The organism is Vreelandella lutescens (assembly GCF_014640815.1).
GTDB classification, from domain to species: Bacteria; Pseudomonadota; Gammaproteobacteria; order Pseudomonadales; family Halomonadaceae; genus Vreelandella; species Vreelandella lutescens.
The window spans coordinates 236,908-252,536 of the sequence record NZ_BMHM01000003.1 but is presented as its reverse complement, the minus strand read 5'-3'; the positions used below and the strand labels follow the sequence as shown (position 1 = coordinate 252,536).

Annotated in this window: 14 protein-coding genes; 5 read left to right on the top strand and 9 right to left on the bottom strand. The window is 56.9% G+C overall.

The features are described 5' to 3' along the window. Positions 1–8: 8 nt before the first annotated feature. From IEW65_RS08755 to IEW65_RS08740, 4 genes are all read right to left on the bottom strand, one after another. Positions 9–464, bottom strand: a complete 456-nt coding sequence (locus IEW65_RS08755) for a DUF302 domain-containing protein (RefSeq protein WP_229755514.1) — start codon at positions 462–464, stop codon at positions 9–11. 27 nt (positions 465–491) lie between these two features. Next, a complete protein-coding gene (locus tag IEW65_RS08750) occupies positions 492–1,172 on the bottom strand; it encodes a haloacid dehalogenase type II (protein ID WP_188639098.1) in 681 nt (226 codons plus the stop codon). Positions 1,173–1,312: 140 nt separating this feature from the next. After that, positions 1,313–2,746: an aspartate aminotransferase family protein gene (locus tag IEW65_RS08745; RefSeq protein ID WP_188639097.1), complete on the bottom strand. Its 1,434-nt coding sequence runs from the start codon at positions 2,744–2,746 to the stop codon at positions 1,313–1,315. A 187-nt stretch (positions 2,747–2,933) separates the two neighbouring features. Beyond that, positions 2,934–4,430 (bottom strand): NAD-dependent succinate-semialdehyde dehydrogenase, encoded by a 1,497-nt coding sequence (locus IEW65_RS08740; RefSeq protein WP_188639096.1) that lies wholly within the window; start codon positions 4,428–4,430, stop codon positions 2,934–2,936. 397 nt (positions 4,431–4,827) lie between these two features. Here IEW65_RS08740 and IEW65_RS08735 point away from each other — a divergent pair, with 397 nt between their 5' ends. Further along, a complete protein-coding gene (locus IEW65_RS08735) occupies positions 4,828–6,009 on the top strand; it encodes a diguanylate cyclase (protein WP_229755513.1) in 1,182 nt (393 codons plus the stop codon). Here IEW65_RS08735 and IEW65_RS08730 read toward each other — a convergent pair. From IEW65_RS08730 to doeA, 3 genes are read right to left on the bottom strand one after another with little or no spacing between them, the layout of a single operon-like run. Beyond that, positions 6,004–6,486 carry an Lrp/AsnC family transcriptional regulator gene (locus IEW65_RS08730; protein ID WP_188639094.1) on the bottom strand — a complete coding sequence of 161 codons (483 nt, stop codon included), beginning with the start codon at positions 6,484–6,486 and terminating at the stop codon, positions 6,004–6,006. The two genes, IEW65_RS08735 and IEW65_RS08730, sit on opposite strands and share 6 nt — an antisense overlap. An 8-nt stretch (positions 6,487–6,494) precedes the next feature. Further along, the gene (doeB, locus tag IEW65_RS08725) at positions 6,495–7,526 is read right to left on the bottom strand and encodes a N(2)-acetyl-L-2,4-diaminobutanoate deacetylase DoeB (RefSeq protein WP_188639093.1); all 1,032 of its coding nucleotides are present in this window, start codon (positions 7,524–7,526) and stop codon (positions 6,495–6,497) included. Between the two features lie 26 nt (positions 7,527–7,552). Next, entirely contained in the window at positions 7,553–8,752 is a 1,200-nt protein-coding gene (gene doeA, locus IEW65_RS08720) for an ectoine hydrolase DoeA (protein ID WP_188639092.1), read from the bottom strand. 300 nt (positions 8,753–9,052) lie between these two features. On the opposite strand from doeA, the gene IEW65_RS08715 reads away from it, so the two are divergent. From IEW65_RS08715 to IEW65_RS08700, 4 genes are all read left to right on the top strand, one after another. Then, positions 9,053–9,988: a 2-hydroxyacid dehydrogenase gene (locus IEW65_RS08715; RefSeq protein WP_188639091.1), complete on the top strand. Its 936-nt coding sequence runs from the start codon at positions 9,053–9,055 to the stop codon at positions 9,986–9,988. 89 nt (positions 9,989–10,077) lie between these two features. Further along, complete coding sequence (locus IEW65_RS08710) at positions 10,078–10,788, top strand: hypothetical protein (RefSeq protein ID WP_188639090.1); 711 nt, start codon at positions 10,078–10,080, stop codon at positions 10,786–10,788. After that, positions 10,789–11,721, top strand: coding sequence for a LysO family transporter (locus IEW65_RS08705; RefSeq protein ID WP_188639089.1), 933 nt, complete (start codon positions 10,789–10,791; stop codon positions 11,719–11,721). Between the two features lie 75 nt (positions 11,722–11,796). After that, positions 11,797–13,026, top strand: coding sequence for a nucleoside recognition domain-containing protein (locus tag IEW65_RS08700; protein WP_188639088.1), 1,230 nt, complete (start codon positions 11,797–11,799; stop codon positions 13,024–13,026). 15 nt (positions 13,027–13,041) lie between these two features. On the opposite strand, the gene IEW65_RS08695 is transcribed toward IEW65_RS08700, so the two are convergent. After that, entirely contained in the window at positions 13,042–14,055 is a 1,014-nt protein-coding gene (locus IEW65_RS08695) for an asparaginase (RefSeq protein WP_188639087.1), read from the bottom strand. A gap of 31 nt (positions 14,056–14,086) precedes the next feature. Continuing rightward, a complete protein-coding gene (locus IEW65_RS08690) occupies positions 14,087–15,550 on the bottom strand; it encodes an alanine/glycine:cation symporter family protein (protein ID WP_188639086.1) in 1,464 nt (487 codons plus the stop codon). Positions 15,551–15,629 lie beyond the last annotated feature (79 nt).

Genomic DNA, 15,629 nt, shown 5'->3' with positions numbered 1-15,629 from the left:
TCACGCCGCTATTGCGCTGCGCTTTGCGCGACGTCGCGCAGCACGTTGGCCACGTTCTCAAGAGGAAGATCGCACGCCTCCAAGCCATGCCGTTCTGCCAGATACTCGGGAGCGTTCCATTCTAAACGCACGCCATCTGAGGTTTCGCGCACCACCATTTTTTGAGGAAGGTCTAAGGCAACGCTGCCTTGGCACTGCATCATCGGCGTGCCTACATTGGGGTTACCGAAGATGAACGTAGCCGTGGGCGGCAGTTCCAGCCCGTTATTCGCGGCATTTTGCGTGTGGTCAATCGTGGCAACTAAGGTGAGTCCTTTTTCATCCAGCGCGGCATTTAGCTGTTCACTGACCTGCTCAAAGGTTGAATCACTCGTAATGTACTCAATACCGTTGGATGAAGCCGCCAAGGCGGGAGCCATCACACAAAACGTTGCCGCAACGGTCGTCATACGTAATAAATGCATCGATGGTTTCCTTAAGGTGAAGAGTCATCATCTACTTAATAAGCGCTCACTGAAAGCGGTTAAATCAGACACGGTCATATCCGGCTCGCCACCCCAGGGGTCGAAGGGCGCATCCGATTGGCGGCGCACCCAAACACTGCGCAGGCCCGCTTGCGTGGCACCAATCACGTCAAAGGCGTTGCTTGAAATCAGCCAAGTATTTTCTGGGCGAGCTTCAAGCTGACTGCGTAAATAAGCGTACACGGCGGGGTCGGGTTTGAAGCGTTTGATATCGTCCACACTCACCACCGCATCCATATGGTGCTGCACGCCTGCACGGCTCAAGAGCTGGTTCACCGCGTCTGATGTGCCGTTAGAAAACGCCACGCAGCGAATCCCTGCATCGCGCAGCTGATCCAGCGCAGGCACCACATCGGGGAATGCGGGCAGTTCTGTATACACGGCCATCAAGTGGTCGTGATCGTTATCGGATAGCCCGGCTTGCAGCGCACGATTCGTAAATACCAGCGCTTCGCGAGTACAGTCAGAAAACGGCACGTAGGCCCCCATTAACCCTCGGCGAAAGCTGTATTCCAGCTGTTTTTCGCGCCAACGCTTGGCGAACTCAAGCGCTTGTGAGGTATCTTTCAGGCGTCGTTCCAGCTCAACGGTGACGCCCTGGGTGTCAATCAACGTGCCGTATACATCAAAGGCGAGTACCGGTTGCATGGTGAGCGTCTCCTCAACGATCAACGTTCTATTGTCTATTTACACTGTCCAGCTATTCACACTGTTCAGCATAGACGCCACGATCAAAAACAAAAACGCCGCTGCATCGGCAGCGGCGCTTAAACAACTAACGCAGGCGATTAAACGGTAAAGGCGGCTTCTTGCTGACCTGTTTTCAGGTCGCCAGAGCGCACTAGCTCATCGGTCACGCGGTCGATGGCACGTTTGGCGCGGCCGATCATTTCGTCTACTTCGCCACGGTTGATGGTCAGCGGCGGTGCAAAGCCAAGAATGTCGCCTTGGGGCATGGCGCGGGCAATCAGGTTCTCTTCCATGGCCGCCGCGGCGACACGCGGGCCCACTTTCAATGTGGGGTCGAAGTGCAGCCGCTGTTTTGCATCCGGCGAGAACTCCAGCGCCGCCATTAAGCCAACACCACGCACATCCCCGAGTAACGGGTGGCCTTCAAACGTCGCTTTCAACTGCCGCTGGAAGTAACCACCGGTTTCCGCCGCGTTACCCACCAGATTTTCACGCTCGATGATATCCAGGTTGGCAAGGCCTGCGGCACAGCCCAGGGCGTGGCCTGAGTAGGTCCAGCCGTGGCCGATGGGCCCAAATTCACCTGTGCCCTGCTCTAGCACTTTCCATACTTTATCGCCGACAATCACGCCCGACAGCGGCTGGTAGGCGCTGGTCAGGCCTTTGGCGATGGTGATGAGGTCAGGCTTCATGTTGTAGTGGTGGCTACCGAAGTCGGAGCCGGTACGGCCAAATCCACACACCACTTCGTCGGCAATCAGCAGCACGTCGTACTTATCCAGTACCGGCTGAATCGCTTCCCAGTAGCCTTCCGGCGGCGGCACGATGCCACCGGTGCCCAGCACCGGCTCGCCGATAAAGGCGGCCACGGTGTCCGGGCCTTCCTCTAAAATCATCGCTTCGAGCTTATCCGCGCAGTAGGCGGAGAATTCCCGCTCGGTCATGCCGTGCTGCTCGGCGGCGCGCAGGTAGTAGTGCGGCGCTTCGGTATGGCGAATGGTGTCAATCGGCAGATCGAAGTGGTCGTGGAACGCTTTCAGGCCGGTGAGTGAGCCAGACGCGATGCCGGAGCCGTGGTAGCCGCGCATGCGCGAGATGACCTTTTTCTTCTGCGGGCGACCCAGTACGTTGTTGTAGTAACGCACGATTTTGAGCTGGGTTTCGTTGGCGTCAGAGCCGGACATGCCGTAGTAGACCTTGGACATGTTGAGGCCTGCAATTTTCAGCACGCGCTCGGAAAGCTCGATTTGCGGCTCGTTGGAGTGGCCGACATAGGTGTGATAGTAAGAGAGCTCCAGCGCCTGCTTATAAATTGCTTCTGCTACTTCGGTACGGCCATAGCCGATGTTGACACAGTAGAGGCCAGCAAAACCGTCGATGAACTCGCGGCCATCTTTATCAACAATATTAATGCCTTTACCGCCGGTAATGACACGGCCAGGCAAATCGCCATGGGCGAAGTCACGTAGGTGGGTAGAGGCGTGAAAGGTGACTTTGCGATCGCGTTCGATCAGATCCTGATGCAAGCTCATAACGTTCTCTCTGTACGATAAACCTCCCCACTGTTGGGGAGGGTGTTTTATCTTTGGTGACTGACGTAATGTTGGGCACCTAGCGGTGCCTTCGCCCGGCAGAGCCGGCCTCCCACAGGGCCTATTCAAGCGCCTCAGCGAGTGTTGTGGGAGGGCGCTTCAGCGCGCGATGCTGTGGTTCCTAAACCTAGCTGCCCGATACCGAACCCAGCGCCCCCAGGCAGTAGTACTTTGTTTCCAGGTATTCATCGATACCCGTGGCGCCACCTTCACGGCCAAGGCCAGACTGCTTGACGCCGCCGAAGGGCACGGGCGGGCCGGTCATCTTCACGGAATTGACGCTCACCATGCCGTACTCCAGCGCGCGCATCAGCTTCCAAATACGACGAATATCGTGGGTGTAGATATACGCGGCCAAACCGTATTCGGTGTCGTTGGCCATCTCAATCACTTCGTCGTCGCTACTATAAGCGGTAATACCTGCCACCGGGGCAAAGTTCTCTTCCCGCCATACTTTCATTTGCGGCGTCACACCGGTCAGCAGCACCGGCATAAAGAAGTTGTCGCCCGGCGCTTGGCTTTGGTCGCCCGCGATCATGGTGGCCCCTTTAGAGATCGCGTCGTCCACAATCGCAGCCGCTTTTTCAACCGCTTGGCGGTGAATGAGCGGGCCAAGATCGACTTCGCCGTGCAGGCCGTTGCCCACAGTGAGTGCCGCCATACGCTCGGTGAACTGGGCCACAAACTCATCGTGAATCGATTCGTGTACCAGAATCCGGTTAGCGGCGAGGCAGTCTTGCCCTGCCGTTTGAAACTTCGCCGATACTGCGGCATAGGCGGCTTCTTTCGGGTCCATATCTGGCCCAACAATAAACGGTGCGTTGCCGCCCAGCTCCAGCGAGAGCCGCTTCACGGTGTTCGCGCTCTGCTCGATAAGCAGACGGCCAACACGGGTGGAGCCAGTAAACGAGAGTGCACGAATACGCGGTTCGCTGCACAAAATCTTGGAGACTTCCGCAGGCTCGCCCAACACCACGTTGAAGATGCCTTCGGGAATGCCCGCTCGCTCGGCAAGCTCTGCCAGCGCCAGCGCCGAGAACGGCGTTTCGTTCGCGGGCTTCACAATCACCGGGCAGCCTGCGGCCAGCGCGGCAGCGGCTTTGCGGGTGATCATCGCCAGCGGGAAGTTCCAGGGCGTAATCATCGCGGCAATGCCCACCGGCTCTTTAATCGTGCCGAGCGATGCATTGGGAATGTGGCTCGGGATGGTCTCACCGTAGGTGCGCTTGCCCTCTTCCGCGAACCAGCGCACAAAGCTTGCGCCATACTCCACTTCGCCACGAGCATCGGGCAGTGGTTTGCCCTGCTCCAGGGTCATAATAGTGGCCAAGTCTTCACGGTTAGCTTGAATGAGGTCGTACCACGCCAACAGACGTTCGCAACGCTCGTCAGCGCGCAGTGCCCGCCAGTGAACAAACGCTGCTTCCGCCGCATCCACCGCCGCAGTGATTTGATTCGCCTCTAGCAACGGAATATGGCCAATGGCTTCGTTGGTAGCGGGGTCAAAGACAGCCTCTTCGCGGCCACCTTCACCATGCGTCCATTTGCCGTTGACATAAGCGTACTGACGGAATAGGCGAGGGTCTTCAAGGCGTTTCACAAGCGTGGTCGATAGTGTGGTCATGGGAACCTCCCCAGGTTGCAGCCAGTACGGTGAGGCCAAGTGAGGGCAACAAACCGTGACGCATGAATAAAGTAGCCATTAGCAGCGGCGAAACAGCCTGCTGTTCAGATGTGCTCAGCGTACGGGAGATCAGACACGAAGTGTTTTTGAAAGCACTGGAGAAACCCGCTACTTTTTTTGTGGCAAGGCGGTTTATAGCGGTTTTTTTTGGTGAGAACGCATATTCGCCGTCGTTGCGGTCGCTATAACGCCTTTAAACTACAAAAATGGTGGCAAACGTTTTTATCTTCCCCTTTCCCATTGATTCCCAGTTAAGCTGAGGTAGCTCAATAGGCCGAGAGATCACACCGTGTACCGACCAGCTTACTATCAGCAGTTGTCAAAGCGCATGGGCGCAATGACCGTACGCGAAAAGTACGATATCGACCGCCATGATGAGCGTCTCAAAACATTGCGGCTACTCACCAAGCTGCTCGCGTTTTTCTATTTTTCTTACACGCTGGTAGATATCTACCTATTGCCAGATATTACTCTCCGCTCGTTGCTGCTTCGCGGTTGCGTGATGCTTCCGCTTACTTTCTTTCTCTTTGCCTATTACAACCGTCCTGTTTCGATTCGTCGTAAAGAGCTAGCAGCCGTCCTTGTCATCACCTTATCAGCCGTCGTGTGGTGTGCCATTTTGCTTGGCTCAGAGAATGAACGCGTGCTTAGCTATTTTTATGCAGGCCTTGTCTTTCTTATGGTACTGACCATCGTCTTAACACCGCCTTTCGAGCAAAGCCTCTACAGCTCCCTCTTTGTATTTGCTTGCCTTTACTCGTCTATTTGGTTTTTGTCTGGCTCAACAAGCTTTTACGTTATTAATCATTTATCGCTGGGCGTTCCTGTGCTGGTGCTCACCTTGATGGCTAACTACCGCTTTTCTGCTGAATCTTTGCGGCTCTATTTAGAGAATGTCAGCGTGGAGCAGCTTCGCGAGGAGCTGGCTGCCCGCAATGCAGAACTCGAAAGAATTTCCCATATTGACCCACTGACGGGGCTGACCAACCGCCGAGGCTTAGCTCGCTACGCGGATGATTTACAGCAGCATCCAAACGCGCAGCACTGTATTGCCGCCATTCTTATCGATGTGGATCACTTCAAAGCCTTTAACGATTTTTACGGACATTCAGAGGGAGATAACTGCCTACGCGACGTTGCCAATGCCATCCGCGACGCCTGTAGGCCAGACGATGTGGTATGCCGTTTTGGGGGCGAAGAGTTTTTGATATTACGCTCTGACAACAGCTCCCACACACGTCATGCGCTCGCCTTAGCAGAAGAGATTCGCGTTAAGGTGATGGAGCTAGCGATTCCTCATCAGCCTACTCAAGAGATGCGAGTCACCATCAGCGTGGGCGTTTGTGTAGCCGCACTGGGTACCGACACAGAGCTTAGCCCGTTGATCAAAGCCGCGGATACCGCCTTATATGAAGCAAAGCGAGAGGGTCGCAACCGTGTTCGAGTCAACAATCAACCTGACAACGACGCCCACCACCTTTCAACACTATCTGTTTCCAATATTAATACAGCGCTATAAATCAGCATTTGACTCAGCATCAATGCCAATAGGCGCATGTTTAACCGTCTTCGTCACGATATACGTAAAGTAGCGCTCGATGCCCGCCTCTGACACCAGCCACTTATCCATCATCCGCTGGTAGCTATCAATGGTACGGGCTTCAAACTTCACGAGATAATCGACGCCACCACCGACAGCCACACACTCGGTCACCTCGGGGGTTTGCATCACCAGGGCTTCAAAGCGGGCAAAGCTTTCGGCGTTGTGCTGCTTGAGCTCGATTTGCACCCACACGGGGTTGCGCGGCACCAACACCTCCGCATTGATGCGCGCTGTGTACCCTTCAATCACCCCGGCCTTTTCAAGGCGCTTCACTCGTTCCCAGCAGGGGCTAACCGAAAGGTTAATCGCCTCGGCCAGCTTCGACTTGGTGATTCGACCATCCCTTGAAAGGATATCGAGGATTTTTAAATCATAGCGATCCAGTTTCATCATGCCTTGGGCTATGCCTCCAGGCGTTCGACAACATCAGCGATCACCGCCAGGGTGTCCCCCATATTGATCAGCGACGGCGCACGGCGGGCCATGAGAATACCGTCACGCTCGGCTTTGTAGGCTACCGGAGCCGTGCCGCTGCGGGTCATGTCGTAAACGTAGGCGATGGTTTGGCCCTTCTTCACTTCGTCGCCCAGCGCCACTAACAGCTCTAACACGCCGGAGTGCTGGCTCTGCACGTAGCATCTGGCATCCGGCATATCGAGGTACATCTGCCCGCCTTCGGGCATCTCCACTTCACCGGCTACCAAACCGTAATGAATTAAGAAGTTGCGCACGCCACGCTCGGCAATGGCAATACTTAGCGGGGTGGAGGTACCGCCGCCGCCAAGCTCAGTGGCCACAAATACTTTGCCCTGGCGTTCGCAGGCGGTGTCGAAAAGCTTTTCGGCATCTAGCTCAAACATCACCATGGCGTAAGGTGCACCAAACGCTTTGGCACCTTCTAAGGCTGCCTGCTGCTGCTTTTTGTCGTCCAATACGTGAGACGCACCAAACGGCAGGATATCCAGCGTGCGGCCGCCGGAGTGCAGGTCGAGCACCACATCGCTCATGGGCACCAGCACACGGGTGAAGTAGTCGGCAATTTGCGAGGTCACCATGCCGTTAGGATCGCCGGGGAAGCTGCGGTTCAGGTTGCCTTTATCCATTGGCGAGGTGCGTTTGCCCGCCATCACCGCTGGGGTATTCATGCAGGGCACGATGATCACACGCCCGGTCACGTCTTCCGCTTTCAGCGTTGAGGAGAGCTTCAGCAGCGAGGTAATGCCCTCGTACTCATCGCCATGGTTGCCGCCGGTTAATAGCGCCGTGGGGCCTTCGCCATTTTTTACTACCGTGACGGGGATCATCACCGCGCCCCACGCCGATTCATCGGTGGAGATCGGCAGCTTTAAAAAGCCGTGCTGCACGCCGTCGGCGTCGAAATCAACGGTGGCAGAAATAGGGCTTGGCCGCAGTTGGTTCGGTTGAAGCGTCATTGTGTGTCCCTTATGTTGTCACGCAGCTACTTAACGAACAGCTGACGGGGAAAATTCGCCAGGGTTTCGCAGCCGTCTTCGGTAATTAGAATGCTTTCGGTAATCTCCAGCCCCCAGTCATCGACCCATAAGCCGGGCATAAAGTGAAACGTCATGCCGGGCTGTAAAATGTTGTCATCCGAGGGGCGTAGACTCATAGTGCGCTCGCCCCAGTCGGGCGGGTAGGAGATCCCAATGGGGTAACCACAGCGGGCACCGCCTCGGTCAAAGCCATATTTATCCATCGCAGCACCCAGCGCCATGGCGATATCTGCCGTGCGGTTGCCGGGTTTAGCAACGGCTAAGCCGTTTTCGATCCCTTCCAGCAGCGCCGATTCCGCACGGATAAAATCAGTCGGGGGCGTACCCAGAAAGACCGTGCGCGACATAGGGGCGTGGTAGCGCTTAAAGACACCGGCAATTTCAAAGAACGTGCCTTCACCTTTCTTAAAGGGCGTGTCGTCCCAGGTTAAATGCGGGGCAGCCGCGTCTTTACCAGTGGGCAGCATAGGTACGATGGCCGGGTAATCGCCGCCGAATACTTTGCCGTTTTCGTCGATAAACCCTTCAATGCCTACGCGATAAATTTCTGATACCAGCTTGCTCTTGGGCAGGCCGGGTTCAATCACTTCAAGAATGCGCGAGTGCATCCCTTCGACGATTTTGGCCGCAACCCGCATGTAAGCAATTTCTTGGGGCGACTTGATCGCCCGGCACCAGTTAACCAGCGCGTTAGCATCCATAAACCGCGCATGGGGCAGCTCTTTCAGTAGGCTCTGATACGCTTTGGCGGAGAAGTAGTAGTTGTCCATCTCCATGCCCACCACGCCGGTATGCCAGCCACGGTCGGGCATAATCGACTGCGCCAGATACTCCATCGGGTGCATATCGGGGTTCTGGACGTAGTAATCCGGGTAGTAGGTGATGTTGTCGGGATGGATCCAGCAGGTGCGCAGCGCGCCGTTGGCATCCATACGGCGACCAAACCATACAGGCTCGCCTTCCAGCCCCACCAATACGCACTGGTGAACGTAAAATGACCAGCCATCGTAGCCGGTTAGCCACGCCATATTGGAAGGGTCGCTTACGAGCAGTACATCAATACCGCGAACGGCCATTTCAGTACGCACCTTCCACAGGCGGTTTGCATACTCTTCACGAGTGAAAGGCAGGGAAACCTCAGTCATCGGGCAACTCGCCATCAAAGATCACTAAGAACCAGCACAAGCCCTACAGGCTTGCTGCGCTGGGCCACAGGATCGACCTGGCCACCGCCGCTGTTGGCCCGCCAATGTCGTCTTAAGCCGATACTAGCACCCACCCTCGGTTCCCGGTCAAAACCTTTATTACAAAAATTTCATATGCCGTTAACATTGGCTTTATCTATACGTTGACAGCATTCTCCATAATGCCCTCAGGTTGCGGTATTCAGCTCCTCTCGCCCATGATAGTCAGCATGCATGATTCACTGAGTACAAGGAGATAACATGAAAGTCGTGGTGCATATTGACGACGCTGCCCAGTGGAAAGCAGCGATTGCAGAGGCGCTGCCAGAGGCCACCGTGGTGACCAGTGACGCCCCCGCCAGCGAACGGGCCAACGCCGACTACCTCGCCGTATGGAAAGCGCCCGCTCACCTACTGCAAGAACAAACACAGCTAAAAGGCATTATTAACCTAGGGGCAGGGGTCGATTATTTACTGAAGACGCCAGGGCTCCCCAAAGGCGTGCCTATCGTGAAGCTGCGCGATGCGGGCATGAGCGAGCTCATGGCCGACTATGTGCTCTACGGCGTACTGCATTTTTTCCGCAGCATGGATCGCTATGCGGCTCAGCAACCTAATGCCCAGTGGCAGCCCCATGAGGTGTTGGATAAAGCGAGTTGGCCGGTAGGCGTGTTGGGCCTGGGCGCGATTGGTAGCTATGTGGCAAGCGCACTTCAGCAGGCGGGGTTTCCCGTGCTGGGCTGGAGCCGTACGCCCAAAAAAATCACCGGCGTGCGCTGCTTACACGGCGATGCGGGCTTGAGCGAGCTGTTAAGCCAAGTACACAGCGTAGTGACAATTCTTCCTGACACGGCGGCCACCCAGCATATTCTCAATGCCGAACGGCTGGCGCAATTGCCTAAAGGCGCCAGTGTCATTAACCCAGGTCGTGGCAGCCTAATTGATGAGCAGGCATTGCTTGAGGCACTGGGGGATGGGAAGCAGCCAGGGCACCTGCGCGGTGCTCTATTGGATGTCTTTCACGAAGAGCCCTTACCCGCCACTAACCCGCTTTGGCAGCATCCAAAAGTCATGATTACGCCCCACATGGCGGCACCTACCCCGCTTAACGATGCCATTGATCAGGTCATCTCCTACTTAAATGCGTTTGAGGCGGGAGAAACACTGGCCACCGTCAACCCAGAGATGGGCTACTGACGGCTAACACTGCGCTCGTTATACTGGCCTAAGGAACCAAGCGCTCGCTAAAGGCTCTTAGGACAACAGACTTTACGGAGGAAGGGCCTTTGCGTCATACATTCGCTAATGCCGCTAGAAACGGGTTATTAACCACTGCCTTAGTTGCCGCACTGATGACAGGAAGCGTTAACGCTTTGGCAAGCAACAGTGCAGCGCTGCCCTCTCCTCAACCGTTTGAGGCGCAGTATCGGCTGGAAATTCGCGGCTGGCCGGGGGCAACCATTACGCATACGCTCACCAATGAAGGCTCACATTGGCTCAGCGATATGAGCTTTTCTATCGCAGTCGCCCGAGGTCAGGAGCGCAGCCGCTTCTCGATTGATGACACTGGCACTCACTCTCTGCTTTACAACAGCAGCTATTCGCTCTTCGGCATGGGCGATAGCTATCAGCTGAACGACAGCGACATTCACTCCATTGACCGTCAAACTGCGCTGTTTGACCTGTCTCGGCGAGCGGGCTTTGAAGGCTGCACTGAGACCTCCCCTTGCGAAATCACTTTCGTCGACCATCGCGGTCGTGACGAAAACTTTCAATATTACGTTAATGAGCCAACCACTAAACGTGTTCCCGCTGGCGAGTTTGCTGCCAAGCAAGTCACGCTGGTCGATGCCGAAAAACCAGACCGCCATTTGCTGATTAACTTTCATCCCGAGTGGCCAGGACTCATCCTGTCCGCAGAGTATGAAAAAGAGGGCAGCAGGCAAACAACCTTAACCATGACCCACTTCTCCCCCGCTGGGGGTAACGCGCCCTAAATGCTCTCTGGCCTATTGATTGTTTTATTGCCGCTATTCTTGGGCTACTTGGTACGCGTTCGTTCACCACGCTTACTCCACCTGATTAACCGAGCCGTTAGCGGCTCGGTTTATTTGATTCTGCTGTTCATGGGCGTAAGCCTTGCCGGGCTTGAGAACCTGGGCAGCCAGCTCTCTCGCTTAGGGGGCAATGCCCTGCTGCTGTTTAGCATCACCACGCTGTTTAACTTAGCCGCACTGTGGTGGCTTTCTCGGCGAGTGCGGCTCAGCGCGGGCGGCTCTCCGGTAGTGAAAGATGCCCCCACCAGCAAACTCGCCGCCATGCAGGGCTCGTTAATGCTGGTGGGCGTGGTCGCTGCGGGTGTCACTGCGGGGCTGCTGCTTGGGCCTATGGTTGGCGAGGCGCTGTTCACCACCGCCGACTGGCTAGCCGAGTGGGTGCTGTATTTACTGCTAGTGTTGATTGGCTGCCAGCTACGCAACTCCGGTATGCCGCTGAAGCAAATTTTGCTAAACCGATTGGGGCTGGCGATTGCAGTCACGCTGGCCGTTAGCTCGCTGCTAGCGGGCTTGGTAGCCGCCCCGCTGCTTGCGCTGAGCTGGAACGAAGGCCTCGCGATGGCCTCAGGCTTCGGCTGGTACTCGCTTTCCGCGATCCTGATTGGCGACCAGCTCGGCCCGCTGATGGGTGGCGTCGCGTTCTTTAACGACCTCACACGCGAACTGCTGGCGTTTATCCTAATCCCGCTGGTCATTCACCGCCATACCGCACTGGCGATTGGCTACGGCGGGGCGACCTCCATGGATTTCACCCTGCCCGTCATCCAGCAGCACGGCGGCGTGGCCTGCGTGCCGATTGCCGTGGTGAGCGGCTTTATCCTCTCGCTGCTCTCCCCGCCGCTGATACTGTTCTTTCTTTCGCTTTCGGGTTAGCACGCACGGGCGCTCCTTGGTTAGGATACGCAGCAAGCGCATACCCTCTTTTATGACCAAGGACGCCCACCCGCCATGCTCAACGGAATCTGGTTAAGCTTTTTTATTGCCGCCTTTGCGGCCTCACTTTGGCAGTGGCTGGTGGGTGGCGACAGCGAAGTGTTTGCCCGCTTGGTGCAGTCGCTGTTCGATATGGCGAAGGTGAGCGTCGATATTATCTTGGTGCTACTGGGCACCATGACGCTGTGGCTAGGGTTTCTTTCCATTGCTGAAAAAGCGGGGTTGATACGGCTACTGGGGCGGGTGCTCGACCCGCTGTTCAGCCGTCTGATGCCAGAGGTGCCCCGTGGCCACCCGGCCATGGGGCTGATTAGCATGAATTTTGCGGCCAATATTCTGGGCTTGGATAACGCCGCTACTCCTATTGGCATCAAGGCGATGCACTCGCTGCAAACGCTGAACCCCAGCCGCGAAACGGCCAGCAACGCGCAAATTCTGTTTTTGGTACTGAATACCTCGTCGCTTACCCTACTGCCCGTCACGATCTTCATGTACCGCGCCCAGCAGGGGGCAGCGGAACCCACGCTGGTGTTTCTGCCGATTCTGCTGGCGACCAGTGCGTCCAGCCTCGCTGGGCTGCTGGCGGTGGCTATCATGCAGCGCCTAAAACTTTGGCAACCGGTCGTGCTGGCGTACTTACTGGCCGCTGCGCTAGCGCTTGGGTTGTTGATGACCACCTTGGCAGGCATGTCCGCTCAGGCGCTAGCAGCTGCCTCCACCTTGGTCGGCAACCTCACGCTATTTAGCATTGTGATCATGTTCTTAGTCGTCGGTGCGCTGCGCGGCGTCAAGGTATACGACGCTTTTATCGAGGGAGCCAAAGAGGGCCTGAGCTTCACCATCACCCTGCTACCCTACCTAATTGCCATGCTGGTAGCCGTGGGAGTGCTGCGCGCCAGCGGCGTGTTGGATGCCGGGCTTAGCGGCATCCGCTGGCTGGTGGAGAGCATCGGCTGGGACACCCGCTTTGTGGATGCGCTGCCCACTGCCTTTGTGAAACCGCTTTCTGGCAGCGGCTCCCGTGCCATGATGATCGAAACCATGAACACCTTTGGTGTCGATAGCTTTCCAGGGCTACTGGCGGCCACTTTCCAAGGCAGCACCGAAACCACGTTTTATGTGCTGGCGGTTTACTTTGGTGCGGTGGGCATCACCCGCATTCGCCACGGCTTGGGCTGCGCATTAGTGGCCGACGCAGCGGGCATTACCACCGCTATTCTGGTGTGTTACTGGTTCTTTGGCTGAATCAGCAAGGTGGGGTCAACGCGACTGCTCACCGCGCATCGGCGCACTGAGCGCCTTGCGCAGCACCGGCTCCGTTAGCCCTTGGCCAATCAGCACAATCAGCTTCGCCACGGCGGCTTCTAACGTCATATCGCCCCCGGCGATCACGCCCGCCTGGTTAAGTGCCGCCCCCGTCGCGTAAGCGCCTTGTACGACTTCCCCTTGGGCACATTGGGTGACGTTCAGCAGCGCCACGCCCCTCTCATTGGCGGCGTGTAAAGCGCTTAGCAGTTCGCCTTCAAAGCTTGGGGGGTTACCCACCCCGTAGCTGTGCAGCACAAGCCCCTTGAGCGAAGGCTCTGCCAGGAGTGCTTTAGCGCGCCGTAGCGACATCCCTGGGTACAGCGGCAGCACGGCCACCGCCTCATCGTCTAGCTGGAGCGGCGAAAAACTAGGCTCCCCGCTGAGCAGCGCCGACGGTTGGGGGAAGGTAATGCCTATGCCTATCTCGGCCAGCCAGGGGAAGTTGGGGGAATCGAAGGCATCCAGGCCTTGCGTGCGCACCTTACGGGCGCGGTTGCCGCGCAGCAGCCGGTCATGAAAGAGCAGGCTCACTTCGCAGGGGGTAGCCGGATGAGCGGCCAGCTGTAGCGCGCTGACCACGTTGTTCAGCGCGTCGCTTCTTGGCTCACCCAGCGGAATTTGAGAGCCGGTGAAGATCACCGGCTTATTGAGCGCACCGAGCATAAGCGACAGCGCCGCAGCGCTGTAAGCCATGGTATCGGTGCCGTGCAGGATGATGAACGCATCGTAAGCCTGCCAGTGGTTTTCCAGCACGGCCACGAGGCGATTCCACGCCTCGGGCATCAGTTCGGCGCTGTCGATCAGTGGCTGCATCTCCACCACATCGAAGGCAGGCAACCGATAAGGGTCGCCCAAGGCTAGGTGCGCCGCTAAGCGCTCGGCCAGCCCCGCGCTGGGTACATACCCTTGTGGCGATGGCTGCATACCAATGGTGCCGCCAGTGTAGAGCATAAGTACGCGGGGCATGGGTGCTCCTTATTCAATGATCAAGGGCGAATTACTTCGCTATCGCGCTTTCCAGGCGCTGCTTCAGCGCTTCAGCTTCTTCTGGCTCCAGCTCCCAAGCTTTGGGGTCCAGATCAAGATCCGGGTGCTGGTTCGCATCAAAAATCGGCTGTTTGATGCCCTGACGGCGCTGGCTGTCGAAGTCGTTCAGAATGCGCAGGCCGCACTTGAACAGCAGAATCAGCGCCACGAGGTTCACCACCGCCAAGAGGCCCATGGTCACATCGGCAAAGCCAAACACGGTGCCTAGATCGGTGGTCGCGCCCCAGCACACCAGCAGCACAATCGCTACACGGAAGGCGTTGAACAGGTTCTGGTTGTCACGGCTGAAGAAGTTCAGGCTGTTTTCGCCCAGATAGTAGTTGTACAAAATGGTGCTGAAAGCAAACAGCAGCAGCGCCAGGCTCACAAAGGTACGACCCCACTCGCCCACGTGATCGGCCAGCGCCGCTTGGGTGAGCGCGATGCCTTCTACGCCCGCACCGGTGGCCGGATCGTATACGCCGCTGAGTAGAATCAAGAACGCCGTAGCCGAGCAGATAATCACCGTGTCGATAAACACCGAAAACGCCTGCACGATGCCCTGGTTCGCCGGGTGAGGCACATAGGCTACCGCAGCGACGTTGGGCGCACTGCCAAGGCCTGCTTCGTTGGAGAACAGGCCACGCTTCAGGCCCATCATGATGGCAGCGCCAATACCGCCGCCTACCAGCGGCTCAAGGCCAAAGGCACTCTTGACGATCAGAGCAATCACCGCGGGGATCTCACCCAGGTTCATGGCAATCACTAACAGCGCCACCGCGATATAGCCCACGGCCATAAAGGGCACCAGAAACTCGGAGATACGGGCAATACGCTTGATGCCGCCAAAGATAATCAGCCCCACTAGCATGGCCAGCGCAATACCGCTGTACAGCACCGGCACGCCAAAGGCGTCGCCAAACGAGGTGGCAACGGCATAGGACTGCAGGGCCGTAAAAGCAAAGCCGAAGGTAATCAGCAGCAGCACCGAGTAGAACGCCGCCAGCCAGCGCCACTGTTTGCCCAGGCCTTTCACGATGTAGTACGCCGGGCCGCCACGGTAGGTGCCGTCGCCTTCCGCCTGTTTGTAGGTTTGCGCCAGCGTGCACTCTAAAAAGCTGGTGGCCATGCCCATTAGGCCCACTAGCCACATCCAGAAAATCGCACCAGGGCCACCCAGCGTAATCGCCACGGCCACACCGGCAATGTTACCGCCGCCCACACGGCCCGCCACCGACAGCACCAGTGCCTGAAACGAGCTTAAGTGGCCGTGCTGATTACGCTTGAAGGCTTGGCCTGAACCCAGAATACGGAACATCTGACCAAAGTAACGAAACTGTACAAAGCGGGAGGCAACGGTAAAACCGATACCAACGCCCACCAGTAAAACAAGCAGGACCTTCCCCCAGAGGAGGTCGTTGAGCATATCGAGCATGGGATAGTCTCCGCATTTTTATATTGGCGTTATGGTTGTGATCGCGTCTTTATTTTGCTGTTGAGAGGCGCGGAGACTG

Bases quoted from the DNA above. Each gene is read 5' to 3' on its own strand.
- IEW65_RS08755 (WP_229755514.1), bottom strand. From the start codon at position 464: ATGCATTTATTACGTATGACGACCGTTGCGGCAACGTTTTGTGTGATG.
- IEW65_RS08750 (WP_188639098.1), bottom strand. From the start codon at position 1,172: ATGCAACCGGTACTCGCCTTTGATGTATACGGCACGTTGATTGACACC.
- IEW65_RS08745 (WP_188639097.1), bottom strand. From the start codon at position 2,746: ATGAGCTTGCATCAGGATCTGATCGAACGCGATCGCAAAGTCACCTTT.
- IEW65_RS08740 (WP_188639096.1), bottom strand. From the start codon at position 4,430: ATGACCACACTATCGACCACGCTTGTGAAACGCCTTGAAGACCCTCGC.
- IEW65_RS08735 (WP_229755513.1), top strand. From the start codon at position 4,828: ATGACCGTACGCGAAAAGTACGATATCGACCGCCATGATGAGCGTCTC.
- IEW65_RS08730 (WP_188639094.1), bottom strand. From the start codon at position 6,486: ATGATGAAACTGGATCGCTATGATTTAAAAATCCTCGATATCCTTTCA.
- doeB (WP_188639093.1), bottom strand. From the start codon at position 7,526: ATGACGCTTCAACCGAACCAACTGCGGCCAAGCCCTATTTCTGCCACC.
- doeA (WP_188639092.1), bottom strand. From the start codon at position 8,752: ATGACTGAGGTTTCCCTGCCTTTCACTCGTGAAGAGTATGCAAACCGC.
- IEW65_RS08715 (WP_188639091.1), top strand. From the start codon at position 9,053: ATGAAAGTCGTGGTGCATATTGACGACGCTGCCCAGTGGAAAGCAGCG.
- IEW65_RS08705 (WP_188639089.1), top strand. From the start codon at position 10,789: ATGCTCTCTGGCCTATTGATTGTTTTATTGCCGCTATTCTTGGGCTAC.
- IEW65_RS08700 (WP_188639088.1), top strand. From the start codon at position 11,797: ATGCTCAACGGAATCTGGTTAAGCTTTTTTATTGCCGCCTTTGCGGCC.
- IEW65_RS08695 (WP_188639087.1), bottom strand. From the start codon at position 14,055: ATGCCCCGCGTACTTATGCTCTACACTGGCGGCACCATTGGTATGCAG.
- IEW65_RS08690 (WP_188639086.1), bottom strand. From the start codon at position 15,550: ATGCTCGATATGCTCAACGACCTCCTCTGGGGGAAGGTCCTGCTTGTT.